Origin of the sequence: Kordia sp. (assembly GCF_022447245.1) — a bacterium.
In the GTDB taxonomy this organism is placed as follows: Bacteria; Bacteroidota; Bacteroidia; order Flavobacteriales; family Flavobacteriaceae; genus Kordia.
On sequence record NZ_JAKVBC010000041.1, the window covers coordinates 1 to 20,746 of the forward strand.

At 33.3% G+C, this 20,746-nt stretch carries 18 protein-coding genes; 8 read left to right on the forward strand and 10 right to left on the reverse strand.

All coding sequences use genetic code 11. The annotated features are described in order from the left end of the window. The first annotated feature begins 545 nt into the window (after window positions 1-545). The 3 genes from MK119_RS20820 (at window position 546) to MK119_RS20830 (ending at window position 4,620) form a co-directional block, all read left to right on the forward strand. Window positions 546-938, forward strand: coding sequence for an HU family DNA-binding protein (locus MK119_RS20820; RefSeq protein WP_290682991.1), 393 nt, complete (start codon window positions 546-548; stop codon window positions 936-938). Between the two features lie 100 nt (window positions 939-1,038). Then, complete coding sequence (locus MK119_RS20825; protein ID WP_290682993.1) at window positions 1,039-1,857, forward strand: GLPGLI family protein; 819 nt, start codon at window positions 1,039-1,041, stop codon at window positions 1,855-1,857. 54 nt (window positions 1,858-1,911) lie between these two features. Next, window positions 1,912-4,620: a carboxypeptidase-like regulatory domain-containing protein gene (locus MK119_RS20830; RefSeq protein WP_290682995.1), complete on the forward strand. Its 2,709-nt coding sequence runs from the start codon at window positions 1,912-1,914 to the stop codon at window positions 4,618-4,620. 130 nt (window positions 4,621-4,750) lie between these two features. Here the strand turns inward: MK119_RS20830 and MK119_RS20835 are convergent, their stop codons facing one another. From MK119_RS20835 to ffh, 9 genes are all read right to left on the reverse strand, one after another. Then, a complete protein-coding gene (locus tag MK119_RS20835; RefSeq protein WP_290682997.1) occupies window positions 4,751-5,077 on the reverse strand; it encodes a hypothetical protein in 327 nt (108 codons plus the stop codon). 83 nt (window positions 5,078-5,160) lie between these two features. Next, window positions 5,161-5,310, reverse strand: coding sequence for a hypothetical protein (locus MK119_RS20840; protein WP_290682999.1), 150 nt, complete (start codon window positions 5,308-5,310; stop codon window positions 5,161-5,163). A gap of 348 nt (window positions 5,311-5,658) precedes the next feature. Further along, window positions 5,659-6,069: a hypothetical protein gene (locus tag MK119_RS20845; protein WP_290683001.1), complete on the reverse strand. Its 411-nt coding sequence runs from the start codon at window positions 6,067-6,069 to the stop codon at window positions 5,659-5,661. Between the two features lie 64 nt (window positions 6,070-6,133). Beyond that, window positions 6,134-6,376: an SRPBCC domain-containing protein gene (locus tag MK119_RS20850; RefSeq protein ID WP_366512852.1), complete on the reverse strand. Its 243-nt coding sequence runs from the start codon at window positions 6,374-6,376 to the stop codon at window positions 6,134-6,136. Window positions 6,377-6,379: 3 nt separating this feature from the next. Then, entirely contained in the window at window positions 6,380-6,574 is a 195-nt protein-coding gene (locus tag MK119_RS20855; protein WP_290683003.1) for a hypothetical protein, read from the reverse strand. A 46-nt stretch (window positions 6,575-6,620) separates the two neighbouring features. Then, the gene (locus MK119_RS20860; protein WP_290683005.1) at window positions 6,621-7,214 is read right to left on the reverse strand and encodes a hypothetical protein; all 594 of its coding nucleotides are present in this window, start codon (window positions 7,212-7,214) and stop codon (window positions 6,621-6,623) included. A gap of 138 nt (window positions 7,215-7,352) precedes the next feature. Then, window positions 7,353-8,240 (reverse strand): tetrahydrofolate dehydrogenase/cyclohydrolase catalytic domain-containing protein, encoded by an 888-nt coding sequence (locus MK119_RS20865; protein ID WP_290683007.1) that lies wholly within the window; start codon window positions 8,238-8,240, stop codon window positions 7,353-7,355. 86 nt (window positions 8,241-8,326) lie between these two features. Next, a complete protein-coding gene (locus MK119_RS20870) occupies window positions 8,327-8,602 on the reverse strand; it encodes a four helix bundle protein (RefSeq protein WP_366512851.1) in 276 nt (91 codons plus the stop codon). A gap of 115 nt (window positions 8,603-8,717) precedes the next feature. Further along, the gene (gene ffh, locus MK119_RS20875) at window positions 8,718-10,049 is read right to left on the reverse strand and encodes a signal recognition particle protein (protein WP_290683009.1); all 1,332 of its coding nucleotides are present in this window, start codon (window positions 10,047-10,049) and stop codon (window positions 8,718-8,720) included. 485 nt (window positions 10,050-10,534) lie between these two features. Between ffh and MK119_RS20880 the strand changes: the two genes are divergently transcribed. The 5 genes from MK119_RS20880 to MK119_RS20900 all read left to right on the forward strand — a co-directional run bounded on the left by MK119_RS20880 (window position 10,535) and on the right by MK119_RS20900 (window position 18,429). Next, complete coding sequence (locus MK119_RS20880; protein ID WP_290683011.1) at window positions 10,535-11,002, forward strand: two-component regulator propeller domain-containing protein; 468 nt, start codon at window positions 10,535-10,537, stop codon at window positions 11,000-11,002. A 54-nt stretch (window positions 11,003-11,056) separates the two neighbouring features. Further along, window positions 11,057-13,354 (forward strand): sensor histidine kinase, encoded by a 2,298-nt coding sequence (locus MK119_RS20885; RefSeq protein ID WP_290683013.1) that lies wholly within the window; start codon window positions 11,057-11,059, stop codon window positions 13,352-13,354. Between the two features lie 83 nt (window positions 13,355-13,437). Next, entirely contained in the window at window positions 13,438-14,178 is a 741-nt protein-coding gene (locus MK119_RS20890; protein WP_290683015.1) for a LytTR family DNA-binding domain-containing protein, read from the forward strand. Between the two features lie 326 nt (window positions 14,179-14,504). Beyond that, window positions 14,505-17,579 (forward strand): choice-of-anchor Q domain-containing protein, encoded by a 3,075-nt coding sequence (locus MK119_RS20895; RefSeq protein ID WP_290683017.1) that lies wholly within the window; start codon window positions 14,505-14,507, stop codon window positions 17,577-17,579. 28 nt (window positions 17,580-17,607) lie between these two features. After that, window positions 17,608-18,429: a T9SS type A sorting domain-containing protein gene (locus tag MK119_RS20900; RefSeq protein ID WP_290683019.1), complete on the forward strand. Its 822-nt coding sequence runs from the start codon at window positions 17,608-17,610 to the stop codon at window positions 18,427-18,429. Between the two features lie 202 nt (window positions 18,430-18,631). Here the strand turns inward: MK119_RS20900 and MK119_RS20905 are convergent, their stop codons facing one another. Continuing rightward, window positions 18,632-20,635 (reverse strand): LamG domain-containing protein, encoded by a 2,004-nt coding sequence (locus MK119_RS20905; protein ID WP_290683021.1) that lies wholly within the window; start codon window positions 20,633-20,635, stop codon window positions 18,632-18,634. Between the last annotated feature and the right edge of the window lie 111 nt (window positions 20,636-20,746).

Genomic DNA, 20,746 nt, shown 5'->3' on the forward strand with positions numbered 1-20,746 from the left:
TCAATAGAATATTAAAATTAAACAATTCAGAAGCTTCTCCGTAAGTAACATTTGATTCTTATCCTTATAAAAGCATTTCAAATCCATTTAATAACTCAATCAATCCATTTTGCCTAAAGACATTATAACTTTCAATTGCGGATCTATACCAAGCAATAGAACCTCCAATAGTAACATATGTTCATAGATATTATCTTCCCTAATTACAAGTTTATTGAATAGTTAGAAATAAATCAATATTTACAAAAATACAATGTAGTTTCCAGTAATTGTAATATAATAATTAACATATTACCACAAAACAACCCACACGCTCATCAACTATTCCTAACCATTTCCTCTTCACATTCCAATCAAAACATCAAAGAGTTTTAAAACTTTAATACGTATTAAAAATGATTTTGATACGTATTAAAAACAAATTTGATACCTGTAAAAATTATTTTTTGACTTTATAAACGTACATAAATATCAAGGAGTTTTGTTTAGATTTACTTGATGTTATGTGCAAAAGCTCTCTATAAAAATTAATAAACTACAAAATAATGGCAATAAGATATAAAGTTACAGAGCGCGGAACGCCAGGTGTAAAAGGCGGCGGTTCTAAAAAATACTATGCTTCTGCAACGGCACGTAAAAAGATAGACTTAAAACAATTAAGTGAACGACTTGCTTCTATTTCAACAGTCACTGAGATTGATACCATTGCAGTACTGCAAGGTTTGGTGCATCTGCTACCCGAATATTTATGCAATGGCAATAGCATTTCCTTGGGTGATTTTGGTACGTTTACAGTACATATTAAAAGTGAAGGAAAAGATACACCTGAAGCCGTAAATGCAACGTCTATCAAAGATATAAATGTTACCTTTAGACCAAGTGTAGAGTTTAAGAAACGTATGAAAGCAGTTGATTTTAAAAAACATAGCCTACCGTAGGTTCTACACTTAAAGAAATGTTAATTTCTTTTGATTCCAAGTTAATTGTTTAATGTTTTAGTATATTCGTTGAACAAAAATCAACTTAATCGCGCAAATCATGAAATCATTTTTACTAAAATTCCTGTCCCTTTCCTTGATAGCACTGCTTTCTTTTAAAGCAGATGACACACAAGAATTTAAAGGAAAAGCCTACTATTTTTCAAAATCTAAAATGCAACTCGGTAGTTGGGGCGCACGTTTGAGCGAAGCACAAAAGAAAGATGTCGCCGCACGTTTAAAAAACCGATTGGAGAAATCGTATGTCTTAAGCTTTAACAAAGAAGAATCCGTTTTTAAAGAAGAAGATAAACTTGACGCTATTTCTGGTGCAACAGATTCTTGGGGTGCTAACTTTTCTAGAGGATACCAATATAAAAATGTTAAAGATGTTACATTGGTACAAAGTCAAGAGTTCTATGGAAAAAAGTTTTTAGTAAAAGATAAACTCCATACCATCGATTGGAAAATGGGAAAAGAAACGAAGCAAATTGGACAATATACTTGTTTCAAGGCAACGGCAACTATTTCTCAAGCCGAATTATCTTGGTATAATTTCTCATGGAGTGATTTACGAAGAAAAGATGAAGACGGTGATGGAAATCCTGATGTTCCTATGGTAGAAGTAGAAGCTTGGTATAGCTTACAAGTTCCTGATAGTCATGGCCCTGCAGAATACTGGGGATTACCAGGATTGATTTTGGAAGTAAGTGCTGGCGATACAACCATGCTTTGCTCTAAGATTGTGATTAACCCTGAAGAGGAAATTAAAATTAAAGCGCCAACTGGTGGAAAAGAAATTACCAAGAGTAAGTATCAAGAGACCGTGAAGGGAAAAATGCAAGAAATGATGAGCAATAGAGGACGAAGAAGAGGCTAACATTTAGTACTTTCGTTTTGCAAAAAATCTTATAAATATATTCAATACTCGATCATGAAAAAATTATGCTGTTTGCTACTGTTCTTTGTGGCCACGATTTCTTACGCACAAATTAAAATGGAAGGAGTCGTTAAAGACAGCCTGAATAAGCCGTTAGAACTGGCGAATGTTATTGCTTTAAACAAAGCATCAGGTACCTTAGAATCATATGGGATTACGGACAAGTTTGGAAAATATCGATTGAAATTAACCAAAAATACTGACTATAAGATACAAGTGAGTTACATTGGCTTAAAAAACATCGAAGAAGACCTTTCTGCCAAAGAAAATGATATTAACAAAGACTTTGTAATGAAAAGTAGCAACTCACTAGAAGCTGTTGAGCTAACCTATGAGATGCCTGTAACCATTAAAGGTGATACTTTGGTCTATAATGCTGATTCTTTCAAGAACGGAACCGAGCGGAAACTGGAAGATGTCCTCGAAAAACTTCCTGGCGTCGAAATTAATGAAGATGGGCAAGTAGAAGTAGAAGGAAAAGTCGTAAATAAGCTGATGGTTAATGGGAAAGACTTTTTTGACGGTGATACCAAATTGGCTACCAAAAACATTCCTTCTAAGGCAGTAGATAAGATTCAAGTGTTACGCAATTATTCAGAAGTAGGACAATTGCGTAGCGTAACTAACAATCAAGATAGTGTTGCTATTAACATTAAATTAAAAGAAGGAAAGGAAAACTTTTGGTTTGGTAATATTACTGCAGGGAGCGGATCGTCACCCGATAATGAACTCTATTTATTACAACCCAAGCTCTTTTATTACAGCCCAAAATATAGTATAAATTTTATAGGTGATTTAAATAATATTGGAGAAGTGGCCCTATCTCGTCGTGATATTCGAGGATTTACTGGAGGCTTCCGACCGCCGAGTCGAAGTAGCGGAACCAATATCAATCTTGGAGATAATGGCTTGAACTTTTTGACAAGTCAGAACAATGCTTTAGAAATTGAAAGTAAATTGGCAACGGGAAATTTTAGTTATTCGCCTAACAAAGCTTTGGACTTGAGTGGATTTTTAATTTACAGCAGTAGCCGTATTTTATCAAGAGAAACAAGTTTTGTGCAGTACACTGATCCTGCATTAGGCATTCCTGATGAATCTACCGAGCAACGAAGTAGAGAGCGTTCTGACCAAGCAGTGGCAAAGCTCAGTGCTTCATATCAACCAAACCTTAACAATCAATTAGATTATGATGTGATTGGACGTATTGCTAATGATACCCAAAATCAAGGTGTATTTTCATCTGTAATTGGAAGCACAGATCAAATTGATGAAATAACTCCCTATAGCTTTAATCAAAACCTTAATTATTATTATACCCTTGACGAAAATAATATTTTCGCCCTAGAAGCCCAACATTTGATTAAGAATGAAGATCCTTTTTACAATGCTATCTTAGAAAACACAACCAATAGTGCTTTTGATACTACAGCAGATGCTTTAGGATTAGATACCACAGTTGATCAATATAATTTGAGACAAAACAGACGTATTAAATCCAATCAATTGGATGCCAAACTAGATTATTACAATATTTTAAATGCGCGAAGTAATATTAACATCACATTCGGATCTATATTGAGTCGTCAGCAATTCAACTCAAATTTATTTCAGTTTTTAGGACCTGGATTGATTACAAATCCAATTCCAAATTTTAATGATGGACGTGCTTCTAATGATACTGAATATAATTTTAGTGACATTTACTTAGGCTTTCATTACCGTTTAAAAAGTGGAAAGTTCACCTTTACACCAGGTTTTTCAGTGCATGCCTACGGGAACAAGAATAGCCAGTTTGGAGCAGAATACAAAGACAATTTCTTTAGAGTTTTACCAGACTTTGAAACACGTATTCAGTTTAAAAAGAGTGAAGCCCTGACCTTGCGTTACCAAATGCGAAATCAGTTTACAGATGTGACACGTTTGGCAGAAGGCTTGGTTATGAACAACTTTAATAGTTATCAATTTGGAGAACCAACTTTGCAGAATGCATTGTCGCACAATGTAAGTTTAATTTACACTAGCTTCAATTTGTTTAATTACACCAATGTATTTGCCAGAGCATCGTACTCAAGCAACATAGATCAGATTCGTGGCTTGACCGATTTTGAAAGTGTTATTCGCACAAGTACTTTCTTTAATTCAAGTTTTGCAGACGAAAATGTGAATGTTTTTGGGCGCGTGCAACGTACGTTTGGAAAGGTTCGTGCAACTTTGAATGCTAGTTTTAATTATAGTAAAATAAATCAGTTTATTGAGCGACGTAGATCTTTGAATGAAGGATTTACACAAACATACATTCCAGGCATCCGAACAAACTTTAGAATTGCACCCAATGTGCAGGTACGTCATCGTTATAGTATCACGGATAATAAACAAGGTGGACGTAATACACAGTTTATTACAAATGCAACTACTGTTGATTTTGACGCCTATATCTGGAAAAGAATCACATTTAGAACCGATTACACCTATACCAATCAAGATATAGGTAATGGTGAATCGCAATCGTTCCAAACATGGAATGCATCACTTTCATATAGAAAAGACAGAGATGCTAAATGGGAATATGAGATTAAAGCAACAAACTTATTAGACATCGATGCACGTGTACGAAACAGTGCGAATAACTTATCTGTATTCAGTCAAGAAACCTTTATTCAGCCACGTTTTGTTACGTTTAGATTTGTGTATACCTTATAAGGAATTGAAAACATAGAAATATAATAACCTTTGTTATTATTATTGTTAGTTAGGAACCGAACAGCAGTTTTTTATTGTTGTTCGGTTTTTAGTTTTATAGAAGCAGCTTCTTATTTATCAATAAAGTTTTCTAAAAGTACCTCTTAATTCCTCGAGTTTCAAAAATAATAGGATTTCCTCCATCTGGAGTTACACAAACAACATGTTTCTTTGACATGTAATATAGAATGATCAATATAATCCCTTCTACAACAGGAATTGTCGCTATTCCAATAATTGAGAACCATATATTACTTTTATAATATGCTAATTGCACAGAACTTATTTTATAGAGCATAATTGAAGTAAAATCTGAATTTGCTTTATTCGTTTCATAATACCGAAGTCTATGAGTTGTTAATCGTAATTGTCTATTAGTTGACTCTAAAAGTAGCTTTTCATTATCAATTCCTAACATATTTTCATTTTTGATATGCGTTAAAAGTAACTTAGATATTTACAATATTATTACGGTTTTCCACAAGTAAAATAAAGAACTAATTACATCTGCTCATTCAAATACAAATTGTAAAAACGTTCGGTATCCATATCAAATACAATGCCCCAAAGATGTGGACCACCATCACAAATGACCATAGGAAATCGTTTCCAATCTTGTCTATTTAAGAATTCAATAGGAAAAGCATTCACATACAAATATCGTGTGCTTTTGTATACGAAACCCACATATTGATACGCATATGCTTTTAAGTCTGTAATGGCATAAGGTATGAATTCCTCTTCCGCATGTTTTAGTTGGTATATTTTTTCAAAGTTTTTGTGTAGTGTATTGATATCATTTTCCGTGAGATTAAAAAACTGTGTAGCACCTCTGGGAGAAGGACGTGAACATTAACGTACTAGTTTTTCTCCTAAACTATCTTTAATGACTGTAAAATTTGTTGGCGTACATTGATAATTGATTGTATCACAAGATTGCAAAGACAACACAATACATAGTAGTGATACGATTCTTATTTTAAAACTCGTAATCACTTTCTATTTTTTAGGTTTATAATTATCAAAATTAACTCCATTGGTTTTAAAGTACAACCAATCGCGCTCAGCTGGCAAACCTTTAGTATTGGTTAAAGAAGATTTGTGTACTTCTATATGTTTTTTGTGTGTCCCTGAGGTAATTCCACACTTTTTCCCATCAATGATTAGTTCTATATAAATGGAGCCTAACTTCACTGCAATACTCTTTTCATATTCCATCTTAGCAAGTTCTTTCTTCAACTTTCCTCTTTGAGCAGCTGTCAATTCAAATTTCCCAGAATTGTTGTACATCGTAACTTTTTCTAGTTTTGAGAGATCAAGCACATCTCCCAAAGTAATTGCATCTGTAGTATTTTCTTTGTCTTTTTTAAGGTCTGTACAACCCACAAATACGACTACAGAGAGCAGCAAGAATCTAAGTTTTATCACAGTTAATATTGAATTGATTATACTATAACAACGAAGTTTTTAGCTATTATTTTAAACTTTTCAAAAAAGTAGTCAATCGTTCTTTGATAAAATAGTTCCAACCACCAACACAACTTTCACGTTTGAATTCAGGAATTTCATCAGAGAAATCTTCTATCACAGTTGCAGTTACCATAAGTAATACTTCATTTGAAAGCTCTTTTAGTTCAAAACTTACAAACGAATCGCCTTCCAAATCTTGGTATTTCCAATTATAGACGATTTTTTGTTGTGGAATGACTTCTGTAATAGTCTATAAATGAAGGAAATCGCGAGAAGATGCTTTTACATTGAACTTTGTTTGAAAACCTACCTCAGCTTTAAAATCGGGAATGTTATCAAAAAACCATTGTCGCATTAATGCTACATCTGTGATGGCATTCCATAGGGTTTCTAAAGATTGTGAAAAGTTTTGGGAGACGATTACTGGTGGTTCAGAGGTTTTCATTGTATTTTAATTTATACAATAAAGATAACCTCTTTAATCAAAGTACTTACAAGAAGTAATATTTTTTATTATACGTAAGAACTAGTCCTGACAAATCCTCATCTACGACTTGTAATACAGTTTCTGTCAACGCTTTTATTTCCAAGGAAACAGATTCTCCTTTAGTAGGTTCTAGTTCTAGCATTTCTTTAAATTCTGGAGCACTTGCAAGAACGTTTCTTGTTAAATCATCCATGGCAATTACCTTAGCATCTTCAGTAACTGTAACAAGTGTATTATCGTGCAGACTCCATGAACCTGATTGCTTTGCATAAAATTTTAAAGGTACCTCTTGACCTCCCATTTTTAGTGTTAACGTAAGTTCTCCTTCTTGATTGAAACGATTTCCTTTGATAAACTGATATTCATCAACCAAGGTTATCTCTCCACTCATTCCTTCTTCCATGTCATCTTTGAACACTTTTTTCACTTGATCTTCATTGATGAAAGTAGATGTTTTCCATGTTCCCAATAAAAGTGTTGATCTATTAATACTTTCTTGGCTTGTACTCGATCCATTCTGTCCTGCGCTTTTAGTATCATTTTTACAGCTGATGAAGAATGTAAGCGTCAAAACTAAAATTATATGTGTGTTTTTCATGATGGTTAATTTTAAAAACAAGTATAAGCTAATTTAAGTGTAAAAAAGTGAGGTTTACCACAATTCAAGTTAAATTAATCATTAAAAAAAAAGCGATCCTTTTTCAAAGATCGCTTTTCATATATAGTCCGTACTATTTTATTTTTTTGCCATTCTGTGACGCTCGCGTGCCAATAAAGTATTTTTTAATAACATCGCAATGGTCATTGGTCCTACTCCACCAGGAACTGGCGTAATGTGACTTGTCTTTTTGCTTACGTTTTCAAAGTCTACATCACCCGTAATGCGGTATCCACGTTTTCTAGTTTCGTCTGGAACACGTGTGATTCCTACATCAATTACTACAGCATCATCTTTTACCATTTCTGCTTTTAGGAAGTTTGGTTGTCCTAATGCTGTAATGATAATGTCTGCCTGGCAGGTAATCTGAGTAATATTTTTTGTGTGACTGTGTGTTAGAGTTACTGTTGAGTTTCCAGGAAAACCACGTCTTCCCATTAAGATACTCATAGGTCTTCCTACAATATGACTTCTTCCAATAACTACTGTGTGTTTACCTTTCGTTTCTACATCGTAACGTTCTAAGAGTTCTAGTATTCCGAAAGGAGTTGCAGGAATGAATGTAGACATGTCTAATGCCATTTTCCCAAAATTCTCCGGATGGAAACCGTCAACATCTTTATCAGGGTTTACAGCCATCAATACTTTCTGTGTATTGATTTGTGGCGGTAAAGGTAGCTGAATTATGAATCCATCGATATCATCATTTTCATTCAACTCATGAATCTTCTTTAGAAGTTCCAATTCAGAAGTTGTGTTAGACATACGTACCAAAGTAGATTCAAAACCGATACGCTCGCACGCACGCACTTTACTTCCTACGTATGTTAAACTCGCGCCATCATCTCCGACCAAAACTGCTGCCAAGTGTGGTACTTTTTCGCCGCGGTCTTTCATTTTCTGGACTTCCTGTGCTATTTCGTCTTTGATATCATTTGATACCTTTTTTCCGTCTAATAAAATCATGTATAATTTGTTGTGTTGTTTCTCAGTATTCAGTTATCGGTTTTCAGTCTTAGCCCCAAATTTCTTAAGGTAATTCATCAAATAATTTAGCAACTTCCCAACATTTTACTCAAAGTCTTCAAATTCTCTACTTCTGATGTAGCTAAGTAATTACAGGATAACGCAAAGTCTAACCATACAATAGTTACTGAATTTTCGGCATCCGCATGAGTCAGTTTGCTAACAAAATGCTTCACGTACTTTCTTTTCCTGTAAGCTTCTGCAATATTTACAGTTACTGACCTTGAAGAACGTCTTATTTGATCGGTTAAAGAATATACTTCTTCTTTAGGAAATCGTTTAGTGATTTCAAAAACTTGCACTGCTAACTCAAATGATTTTTGATAAGCTAATAATTTTTAAAATCCATGTAAACTCAATATTTCTATTTATCAAATGAAAAAACTGAAAACTGTAACCTGAGACTGCTAACTTCAATTAGCGTCCCATTCCTTTCATCATTTGCATCAGCTTTCTTCCGCCACCACCTTGCATCATTTTCATCATCTTGCTCATTTGGTCGAACTGCTTTAGCAATTGATTCATTTCTTGTACAGAACGTCCCGCTCCTTTAGCAATACGCTTTTTACGACTTGCATTAATCATTGCTGGCTTTGAGCGTTCTGCTGGTGTCATAGAGTGAATTAATGCTTCAATATGTTTGAAAGCATCATCTTCAATTTCCATTCCTTTCATTGCTTTGGAAGCTCCCGGGATCATTCCGACTAAGTCTTTCATGTTACCCATTTTCTTCACTTGCTGTATTTGCTTTAAGAAATCGTCAAAACCAAACTGATTTTTGGCAATCTTCTTTTGTAATTTTCTAGCTTCTTCTTCATCAAATTGCTCTTGCGCTCTTTCTACTAACGAAACAACGTCTCCCATTCCAAGAATACGATCGGCCATACGTGAAGGATAGAATACGTCAATAGCTTCCATCTTTTCACCAGTACCAATAAACTTGATTGGTTTGTTTACAACAGATTTAATAGAGATGGCAGCTCCACCTCGTGTATCACCATCTAATTTTGTTAAGATAACTCCGTCAAAATTTAAGATATCGTTGAAGGCTTTTGCTGTATTCACGGCATCCTGACCTGTCATAGAATCCACTACGAATAATGTTTCTTGTGGCGTAATGGCTTTGTGAATGTTTGCAATTTCGGTCATCATGGCTTCATCAACTGCCAAACGACCTGCAGTATCTATAATTACTACATTGTGTCCGTTTTGCTTCGCATGTGCAATACCTGCTTGTGCGATAGCTACTGGATCATTGTTTCCTTTATCAGAATAAACATCAACCTTAATTTGATCACCTACTACATGCAACTGATCAATCGCCGCTGGACGATATACATCACAAGCAACTAATAAAGGTTTCTTTGTTTTTTTGTTTTTTAAATAATTGGCTAGTTTTCCCGAAAAAGTCGTTTTACCCGAACCTTGCAAACCAGACATTAAAATAACTGTTGGTTTTCCAGATAAGTTGATTCCTGCAGCATCTCCACCCATCAATTCAGTTAATTCATCTTTTACGATTTTTACCATTAACTGTCCTGGCTGTAAGGTTGTCAATACGTTTTGTCCTAAAGCTTTTTCTTTGACTCTTTTTGTAAAGTCTTTTGCAATTTTAAAGTTTACATCGGCATCCAGTAATGCTCTACGCACTTCTTTCAACGTTTCCGCAACATTTACTTCCGTTATACTTCCATGTCCTTTAAGAACATGCATCGCTTTATCTAGCTTTTCACTTAAATTATTAAACATACGTTTGAATTCTTTTTTTGAGAAGTGGCAAAGATAGTGGAAACTTCTATATTTTGAAAGTATAAATAGACTGGTTATGCCCTGAATGCTAATTTGTTTTTAACTTTTTAAGGATTTGTGATTTTCTAGTGTTTTTTATTTCAAAAACTTAAAAAAATGATTCTTTGCGCAGATGAAAATTTAATATTCAGCATTTTATTCAGGATGATTTTGATCATTTTCGCAAGCAGTTAAACTATATGTTTTTACTTTCTACACTTAGAAAACACATATTTGATTATCAGAAGCATACAACTTAAAAAGAACTATCCATAATAAATAAAGGGCTTGCAAGGTGAATTTGTATGAAATGAAAATAGTTTTTTGTGATTTTTATGTTCTTTTGAATATATATATTTATTTTCCCCATAAAATTAAAATTGATTTCTAAAGCCTTCGTTTTTATTCTATTGTTTTGTGTATTCACTGCAAATGCACAACACCCTTTGTATCAACAATTGAGTGAAAAAGATGGTTTACCTGATATTGAGTTTTATGATATCGTTGAAGACAAAGACGGTTTTATTTGGTTAGCCGCTGATAAAGGTTTGTTTCGATATGACGGAGAAACCTTTAAAAATTATACGCATCCAGAAAAAAAAGGATTATCCGTTTTTGGACTTAAGTTTGATCATAAAGGTAGACTTTGGTGTAATAATATTTACGGACAGTATTTTTATATAGAAAATGATTCACTTCAATTGTTTACGAGCCTTAAAAAATATAGCAGAGGTCAACTAGGACAATTTCTTTTTTTTGATCATAAATTAAATGTTACATGTTTCCAATACAATTTGGAGATTGATTTAGAAACAAAGGAAATCAAACGTATACTTCCTGAAACAAAATCACATATCTCTGCATTTAAAAAAGGAGACACACTATTCTATGTAAATGATTATAATTTTAAATAAAAAACAATCACAAACGACTCCATAAAAACCCTAAGTTCGTTAGTATTGACTAGAATGTCTACTAATAACTTATTTAAAATCAATAATGATTTATTATTACAATCTATGGATTACTCTATTCCAGAGTTAAATCTATTTTTAAGCACGAACAATAAAAGCTTTACCAAACTAACTAGTGAGCAATTAGATTTAAAATTTCCTGTAGTCAACATTTTCCTTGAAGACGGATATATATGGCTTTGCGGAACCAACGCAGTGTATAAATACAAGTATGTAGGTGGAGAGTTTATCCTTGTAGAAACGCTATTTGAGAACAAAAAAATCACCAAAATATTTAAAGATAAAAATGGCAACTATTGGTTAACGAGTCTACAAAATGGCATCTACATTATTCCTAATATTCACATCAAAAAATATGCACTCCCCGAAGATGATGAACATATAAGTGCATTGGTAAAAATTGATGCAAATACACTTTTATACGGAACCAAGAAAGGGGCACTAATTCGGAAAAATATCTCAACAAATCAAGAAAGAAATATTGTACTTCCCAATAGAACACAAATAAACAAGTTAGCTTTTAATGGCTCTGATAAATTGATTGTTAGTATAGGTGACAAGGGATATATTCTGAATACAAGTGATGATTCATCATACAATTCAAAATTTCATGTAGGACTTGGTAATGCGAAAGGATTATCTTTTATAAATGAGCATGAATTTGTTATTGGAGGATTTGCCTTTGCAGAAATTCTGGATCTTACTCGTAATACAAATAAAAGAATTGGATTTCGTCGTGCTTATAATACTCATTATAATACCGCAACTGAAAAAATTTACGTGAGTTTTGTTGATGGCCTAGAATGGTATGGTAAAGATTTGATTCCACACGAAATTACATTTAATGGACAACCTATTTTTGCCATCGACATCGATAATACTTCAAATAATATTGTTTGGGTTTCCACTTTTTCCAATGGTATCTTAGGAGTTAAAAATGGTAAAACTATTTATAATTATACTGTTGAAGATGGATTATTATCGAATAGAACTAGAGCGATAAAAGCAGATGGAAATTATTTGTGGATTGTGACCGATAAAGGAATTCAACGCTTTAATACAGAAGAGAAGACTTTTAAAAATTTAACGAAAAGAGATGGTTTGACGAGTTTTAATATTTCTGAAATTTTAATCTTTGATGATCAATTAGTTTTTGGCTCTAACAAAGGCTTGTACCAATTAGATAAAAACAAGGTATTTAAGCCAGTTATACTGCAAGATTTCTATTTTACAAAAATACAGATTGAGGATAAAGAAGTACCTATTAAAGATCAATATGATTTGCCGCATGACAGCAATAAAATCAAGTTTGAATTTCAAACTAATGGGTATTTATCTGAAGAAAGTATGTCCTATTATTATCGTTTACTTGGTTCAAACGATACGTGGTCAGCTGTTACCCAAGGTGTCAATGAAGTTGTATTTAACAGCTTATCTAGTGGAAACTACACTTTTCAGCTTAAAGGTGTTGAAATTAACGGAAGTAAAGAAACTACTATAAGAGAAGTTGCTATCAAAATCAATTTGCCTTTTTATAAAACTTGGGGATTCATTGGAATTATTTCACTGCTTTTTATATCGGTTATAGGTTTTGGCTTTTTACAACGAGAAAACAGCATCAAAAAACGTCAAAAGCAACTTTTAGAAAAAGAACGCTTGGAACGACAAATGGTATCTTCTAAACTGAAAAGTTTGCAATCACAGTTAAATCCTCACTTTGTTTTCAATGCTATGAATTCTATTCAAAATTTAATTTTAAAAGATGACAAAAAAGACGCCTATGCATACTTAACTAAGTTTGCTTCTTTAATGAGAGAGAATTTAAACATGAGCGAAAAAAGCTTTGTATATTTTGATGAAGAAGTATCGCATCTTAAAAAATATTTAGAATTAGAAAAGTTGAGATTCAGAAATAATTTCACCTATACTTTGGCAGGTCAGGAAGACATCGAAGACATTAAAATTCCGTCTACAATCATACAACCATTTATTGAAAATGGCATCAAACACGGATTGCTACACAAAAAAGAAGGCAAGAGAAATATTGAAATCACATTTTCTCAAGAAGGTGAAGTTTTAAAATGTGTTATTGTTGACAATGGCATCGGAATTGAAGCAGCAAAAGCGATTGAAAAATCAAATGAATTAAAATCCGAATCCTTCTCTACCAAAGCTATCAAAGAAAAGTTAAATTTGTTGAAAAAGTATTACGATACAGATATTGGTTTTCATTATGAAGACGTAACCATAGGAACAAAAGTTATATTAAAAATACCCGCAAAACTATCTTAAAAGCACTTTAGGAAATAATTTTTTAGCATTCGGAAAATTTATCCTAAATACTGTTTTAAAAAAGTGATTTTTACACTTGAATTATGAATAAGAGCATTACAGCCATACTCGTTGACGATGAAATAAATGCAAGGGAGAATTTAAGATACTTATTGAATTTACTCTGCAAACAAGTAACTATAGTCGGTGAAGCTGCTAATGTAGATGATGCCAAACAACTCATCAATCAAGTTCAGCCACAATTGGTATTTTTAGATATTCAAATGCCCGAAAAAAGCGGCTTTCAATTGCTTGATGCTTTTCAAAACTTAACTTTTCAAGTAATTTTCATTACGGCATACGATCATTATGCCATCAAAGCATTTAGAGTTTCTGCTATAGATTATCTATTGAAACCAATTGATACGGAGCTATTACAAAAAGCTGTACAAAAAGTAGAAAAACACCTTGAACATCACACCGTTAGCAATCGTATCTCAACCTTAAAAGAAAATAAAAAACAAATACAAAAAATCGCAATTCCCTATAAAAACGATTATGTCATCATCAATATTAAAGATATACTTTGTATGGAAGCTGATAGAATGTATACCATTATTCATACGGTAGAAAAGAAACAATATATTGTAGCCAAAAAACTTCGATATTATGAAGATTTATTAAAAGATCATAACCTTGTAAGAGTTCATAGATCTTGGTTAATACACCTAAATCACATCGAAACCTACTCTAAAAAAGAACGTGCTGTAACACTCAACCCCCAAAAGAAAGTCCCTGTAAGTAAAGGATTTAAAACAGCTTTTGAAGAAGTCTTTCATTCTTAAATTTTAAAAAAAACCATTCGGAAATAAATACGATTCATTCGGAAGTAAAAAGGAATTACTTGTGGTAATGAAAATATCTTCGCATTAAAATATTATTCCTCTAAACTGAAATTTACAATGCGAACAAAGTTGCCCAAAGCATTTGCTAGATTCAATAATGTAATCTATGCCCTGCCCAATCTAAAAATTCATACAACAGAATACGCCACTACGTATTCTTTTTCAAGTAGTATCAACTTTCATTATCAGCTAGCTAGCTAAGATAAGAAGCTACTAAACACACAACGTACACATTTAATAGTCAAACAAATTATAAATTAAAAAAAATGAAAAAAATACTACTTTTTATGCTATGCATAACTTCTTTTGCCTATGCACAATATCCCATAGGCGGACTTACTGCTGCATACGAATTCAATGGAAACTTAAACGATTTAGCCAACGGTAATAACATGAGTATTGTCAATGGTTCAATGTTGTACCCAACAAATAGAGTGAACACTCCGGCAAGCTCATTAAATCTGCTTTTTGGAGACGCCAAATGCCCTAATATTGACTATCAAAATGCAGGTGTTTATAGAGATTTGATGACCTATAGTTTTTGGGTGAAAACGTCCTTAGATGACGCAAATCGCAGAGTAATCATAGAACAATCTGATCGTTCTAGTGATTCAGATACGGAATATAATGGTACAGTCATTTACTTAAAAGATGGCAAAGTAGGAATTAACAACACACTTCGTTTAGGAAATTCTGATTATAGAATTATGAATAAAGAAATGCCTGATGTTATTAGTGATGGTAATTGGCATCATATATACATTAGCGTAAAATGGAAGGAATATTTAAATGATACTAGAGTGGATCATTTGATTACAATTGCAATTGATGGAAATACGCTCTCAACTTCAACCGAAACGTATGGTAAACCATCTCATGTTTCTGTAGCATCATACGATGTAATTAATGCCGATATTGCCATTGGAAACAATTCAGCAGGAAATTTACCTGCTTCAAATAGATTTCCAAATCAAATTGACGACTTGTTAATGTATGGTATCGAATTGTCAGCAGCAGATATTCAAACTATTACCAATTCTTTAAATTTTTGCTTTGTACCTAATTCAGATCTTATAAGTTTTGCAAACATTCAAAATACAAGTGTAGAAGTTCTTATAAATGGTTCCGATACTTATGATGTAGCCTATGCACCAGAAGGAACTCCAATTAATCAGGCAACCATTGTTAATAATGTAACCTCCATGACTACACTTACTGGATTGGATGCTAATGTGAACTATGAAGTATACATACGTAAATTATGCGCAAATACCACAAGTTGGTCAGCGCCAAAACTTTTTAGAACTACTCGTACTACAGGTGTTTTATATGTAAATGAAAATGCTACAGGAATCAACTCAGGTACTTCATGGAGTAATGCGTATACAAATTTACAATCGGCTCTAGCAGATGCAATAGATGGTGAAGAAATTTGGATGACAGGCGGAACATATAAACCATCAATAAGCGGTGATCGATTTGATACGTTCTCTGTGAACAATTTTGTGTCGATTTATGGAGGCTTTGCAGGGAACGAAGCTGCGAAAGAAGATCGAGTATATGGAACAAATGAAACCATTTTATCTGGAGATTTAAATGGCGATGATGATGCTATCATAACCACTGAAAATACGCTGCGTAGTGATAATAGTTATCATGTAATTTCTATAGGTGCCTTAACTACAACTACTGGAGAAAAAGTAGTATTTGATCGATTGACAATTAGTGGAGGTAATGCCAATACTGTTATATCTGATATACATAGAACAGGTGCAGCCATTTTAAAAGATGATGTTGTGAGAGGTTTAGAAATCACAGATTGTGTCATTAAAAACAATTCATGTAGATTTGGAATTATTTCAAGTTCATTTGGAACTGGATCTGCTGCACATTTGACCATAAAACGTTGTATTATAGATAATAATTACAGTGGAACAGGAACTATATATGCCTTATCTTCTTCAAACTTTTCTTCTGTAGCATTTTCTGTTAGTATTGAAAACACACAAATCACTAACAATATAGCTACAGATACCAATGTAAGCATTGGAACCGCAGGAAGTGCTTTATTTGTGAGAGCAGGAAATGTGAGCTCAGCTACTGTGCGTATTGAAAACTGTACCATCGCAAACAATCAAGATGTAGGAACATTCAATGGTTATAATAATTTTAATAGAACTCCTATTATTGCCCAACGAACAACGACCTCATCTGCTGCTTCCAATACCACAGTTCGTGTATACAATTCTATTTTTTATGGAAATACCACTGCTAATGGCTTGACTTCACGTGCTATTTCAAAAGGAAATGAAAGTACTCCAGAGCCATTAGTTGAAATATTTAATGCTATAGATGAAAATAACTTTTCAAATATTCCTGTTGCCAATGTAACCAATGGGAGTAGCGCAAATCCTGTTTTTACAAATGCAGCAAATGGTGATTATACATTGCAAATAAATTCACCAGCTATTGATGCAGGAGACAACTCAGCAGTGAATTCTACCATTGATCTAAATGGAAATACGCGTATTATAAATTCAGTAGTAGATCTTGGTCCGTATGAATATTTTACATCGCTTGTTGTAGCTCCACAGGTATATTTACAAGCTCCTATGTTAGGGGTTGGTGGCACAAATATGAATGATCTTTTGAGAACTGGAAATTATTTACCAACCACTTCTCCTTACGCCGATGGAGCTACTTGTGATCCTGCTGTTTTTTCAACTACTGGAAATGATGCTATTGTAGATTGGATTTGGGTAGAATTAAGAGATGCAGCAATGAATACAACTGTAATAGACTCTCAATCTGCTTTATTACAGCGCGATGGTAACGTAGTTGCAACGGATGGTGTTTCAAATCTAGTGTTTAATCAAGCACAAGGAAGTTATTACATAGTGCTAAAACATCGAAATCATTTAGGAATTATGACAAATACAGCGTTGAACTTAAGTCAAACAGTTACAAATGTAGACTTTACAGATGCAAATAATCAAATTACTTTCGGCACAAATGCACAAACAACTTCTGGAATGCCAGTAGGCTTGGTTGCTATGTGGTCAGGAAATGCAAATGGAGATACCATAGTTCAGTACTCAGGAACTACGCCTGATGCACCTAGTATCTTATCGCAAGTACTGAATGATGGTGGCAACTTCCTAAACTTTCCAACATATATCGTTACAGGATACAATGCGTATGACATAAATATGGATGGTAGCATACAATACGCAGGAATAACACCAGATACTCCAAGCATTTTACAAAACGTACTAGCACATCCTGGAAACTTTTTAAACTTTAGTACATATCAAATTCAAGAGCAATTACCAGAAAATTAAAAACATCCTATCAGATAAGATTTATATTATGAATAAAATTAAAATACTCAGCCTTTTCCTTCTTGTATTCAATTACTATGCAAATGAAATTTTTGCCCAAGATGGATATACATATACCTTGGCACATAATAGTGGATACAGTTTCACAGTACAAGCTGTACCAAATGCAAGCGCTAATAACTTTACGACTTCTGTTCAGAGTTACGGATTCACCATCATTCTACCAGATGGAGTTACAATAAACACAGGATCGACAACTTCTTTAGGAAACGCAGCAAGCGCTACTTTTTTCGATGGAACTAATGTAGCACAGCCAACACTAGATGGATATTTAGTTACAGAAACATTAGGAAGTCCAGTAGCATTGCCTGCTCCATCTGCAGCAATAAATTCTAATATATTTACATTCACGGTAAATGGAAACCCAACAAGTGGAGAATTAAAGATACTAGAAAATAATTCAGCATTAGCAACTACAGTTACACCATTAAAATCATTTATGCAAGCAGATATGATCGATAATGGAATGGCTCAATTTGTAAATGTTGTAGATCCAAATGCAGCAGCGGTATCTGGAATGAGTACATTCAATTTTGCTACATTAAGTAGACCAGAAGTTGAAAAGACAATATTTTCCATATATCCCAATCCTGTAACAACTGTTTTAAATATTAGCATGGAAGCAACTTCCTTCTTAAAAGCAGAAATATATGACTTGCAAGGGAAAAAGCTTTTCGAAAGTAAAAAAACAAATATTGATGTTTCTCACATATCAAATGGTATCTATATATTAAAAATTATAGATACTGAAACTAGCGTTATTAGTACTGAAAAATTTGTAAAAAAATAAGTGTTTACATACTCTGAACCTGAACTAGGTTCAAATAAAGATATGTTTTAAACTAAATAGAATTATTAACAAACAAGCGAACTTCGGTTCGCTTGTCTTTTTAGACAACTATAATGCAAAAAAGCTGCCCTAATTCAACGAAAGGCAGCTTTTTACGATAGTCACTAAACTAACTTAAATAAACACTTAACTTTTTAAAACTTTATAAACAATTGTTGCAATCGGCTTCCAAGTTGTATAACGTTGTAACTTGGTTTGGATTTAAGGCAACTTTGTATACTCTGATATCATCCAAATGACCTTCAAAGCCATTTCCTAACATATAATTCATTAATGGTGTGCTTCCAATATCAATAGCAGCATTTTCGTCTACGTTTCGCTGTACACCATCGCGATATAAACGTACCGTATTATTACTATCAACAGTAACTACTAAATGATGCCAATTGGTTGTATCTGTTGGCAAATCTGGATCCGTATTCCATGGATCATCCCATAAACCATAACCAGAATCTGCATCACTGAATACAGGCGTATTTAAATCAAATACACTAATTTGAAAACCTTCACTAACAGTATTTCCTTTTTGGAATAAAATCTCATAATTAGAAGGATCTGTATTTTGCATTTTAAACCATAAACTCACGGTAAATGCGTCTCCTTGCACAATTTGATTGTTATTCGTTATAGGAATTTCTACTGTTTCATTTCCATCAAAAGAAATTGCACAAGAACTATTTCCTGATCGGTCAGAGACATAATTATAATTTCCTGAAGCTTCCCAGTTACTCACTAAATCTTTGGTTTGGTTAGCAAATGGCATATATAAAATCATATCATCTGTGAGCACAATATCATTAGTACAACAGTCTTCTACAGAAATTGTAATTGTATATATTTGAAAAACACCTACTGAATCTTGAATTCGCAAATACAAGGTTTCTACTTGTGACGTATTTGTATATGGGCTTAAAAGTGGATTTGTGCTTGCTACTGCATCTGATTCTGTAATATGAAATGAATAGGTATACTCTTGTGTACAACTTACATTGTTAATGAATAATGCTTCTAAGTCCATTGCCACAAAACCATCAAACGGATTTTCTTCGTCACAAAAAGTGATTTGCATATTTTCAAAACATTCAAAAGGTGTAGCATTCTCACATACTTTTTGCAAGGTGATTTCTTGATTTCCGCTATGCAATAGTAATTGATCTTCACTGCATTCATCAATGATCCATGAACCATTAAGCATGGTTAATTCGGTATCAATATTACTAACGTTCAATACTAAATTTCCTTGTTCAACTGTGACTTCCCAATTTCCTGTATTTTCTGCTCCATTTGGATCTGTAGAAAATGTAAATGAACCATCTTCATCAAAATAGAATTCATACGCTAACTCCGTATTTCCTACAAAATTGGTGATTCTCCAAAAACAGTTTATCAAATTAGCTGTGATTTGTTCTTCAGTACAATCAGCATCATTATAATTGTTGTCATCATCTTCATCGCAAGTATCTTCCGCTAAAGCAATCGCAGCCTCTAATTCATCATTACTATTTACAGAAATTACAGTTCCGTCCGCTTTAATTAAATTGATGGGATAATTAATACTCGCCACTACTCCATCCGCCAAGGTTTCTAAAAAATAGAACAATGTTTCGTCATCCGTAATATTTTGAGTTTCTATGACTTCAAAATTCACATTAAAAATGGCGATACTAAACGGATATTGAAAGTCGATACATTCTATATCAATATCTGGCTGATTTGGTCCTGAACAATTGGAAATCTGCGCAATCAATTCTTCCTCATTTTCAACAGTAACTTCCGAATAATCACTTAAAATTATTGTAATTGGATAGGTAATTTCGACAGAATTGTTATCAGACTGACTTAACAATTCAAGAATTACAGGATAATCACTGGTACTATTTACAGTACTTGTAACACCATTGATTGTCACCGTTACTGGCAAATCAACCAAGAAACAATTGGCATTGTCTATAAAATTATCTGTAGAACCATCTAATAAGGTTACACGTTCCATTAAACGTGGTAAAGTTGTATTGGCTACCAAAGTAGCTCGTGTATCAGGTTCAGTAGTTTGTATTCTTTCCTCTTGGCAAGCTTGGAAACTGAGGCATATCGCGCAAAGCGAAAACACCATTTTTACAACTTTAATTAGGGCAATTCTATTCATAAATTCAGCAAGTTTACATACTCTACTCTTTTAGTATGCTATTACTAAAACAACTGAAACGACAAAATTCCCACCTTTATTAATAAAAAATTTATGTTTACTTTTAACCCA

Coding starts and splice junctions, on each gene's coding strand:
- MK119_RS20820 (WP_290682991.1), top strand. CDS start 546: ATGGCAATAAGATATAAAGTTACAGAGCGCGGAACGCCAGGTGTAAAA.
- MK119_RS20825 (WP_290682993.1), top strand. CDS start 1,039: ATGAAATCATTTTTACTAAAATTCCTGTCCCTTTCCTTGATAGCACTG.
- MK119_RS20830 (WP_290682995.1), top strand. CDS start 1,912: ATGAAAAAATTATGCTGTTTGCTACTGTTCTTTGTGGCCACGATTTCT.
- MK119_RS20835 (WP_290682997.1), bottom strand. CDS start 5,077: ATGTTAGGAATTGATAATGAAAAGCTACTTTTAGAGTCAACTAATAGA.
- MK119_RS20855 (WP_290683003.1), bottom strand. CDS start 6,574: ATGAAAACCTCTGAACCACCAGTAATCGTCTCCCAAAACTTTTCACAA.
- MK119_RS20860 (WP_290683005.1), bottom strand. CDS start 7,214: ATGAAAAACACACATATAATTTTAGTTTTGACGCTTACATTCTTCATC.
- MK119_RS20865 (WP_290683007.1), bottom strand. CDS start 8,240: ATGATTTTATTAGACGGAAAAAAGGTATCAAATGATATCAAAGACGAA.
- ffh (WP_290683009.1), bottom strand. CDS start 10,049: ATGTTTAATAATTTAAGTGAAAAGCTAGATAAAGCGATGCATGTTCTT.
- MK119_RS20885 (WP_290683013.1), top strand. CDS start 11,057: ATGTCTACTAATAACTTATTTAAAATCAATAATGATTTATTATTACAA.
- MK119_RS20890 (WP_290683015.1), top strand. CDS start 13,438: ATGAATAAGAGCATTACAGCCATACTCGTTGACGATGAAATAAATGCA.
- MK119_RS20895 (WP_290683017.1), top strand. CDS start 14,505: ATGAAAAAAATACTACTTTTTATGCTATGCATAACTTCTTTTGCCTAT.
- MK119_RS20900 (WP_290683019.1), top strand. CDS start 17,608: ATGAATAAAATTAAAATACTCAGCCTTTTCCTTCTTGTATTCAATTAC.
- MK119_RS20905 (WP_290683021.1), bottom strand. CDS start 20,635: ATGAATAGAATTGCCCTAATTAAAGTTGTAAAAATGGTGTTTTCGCTT.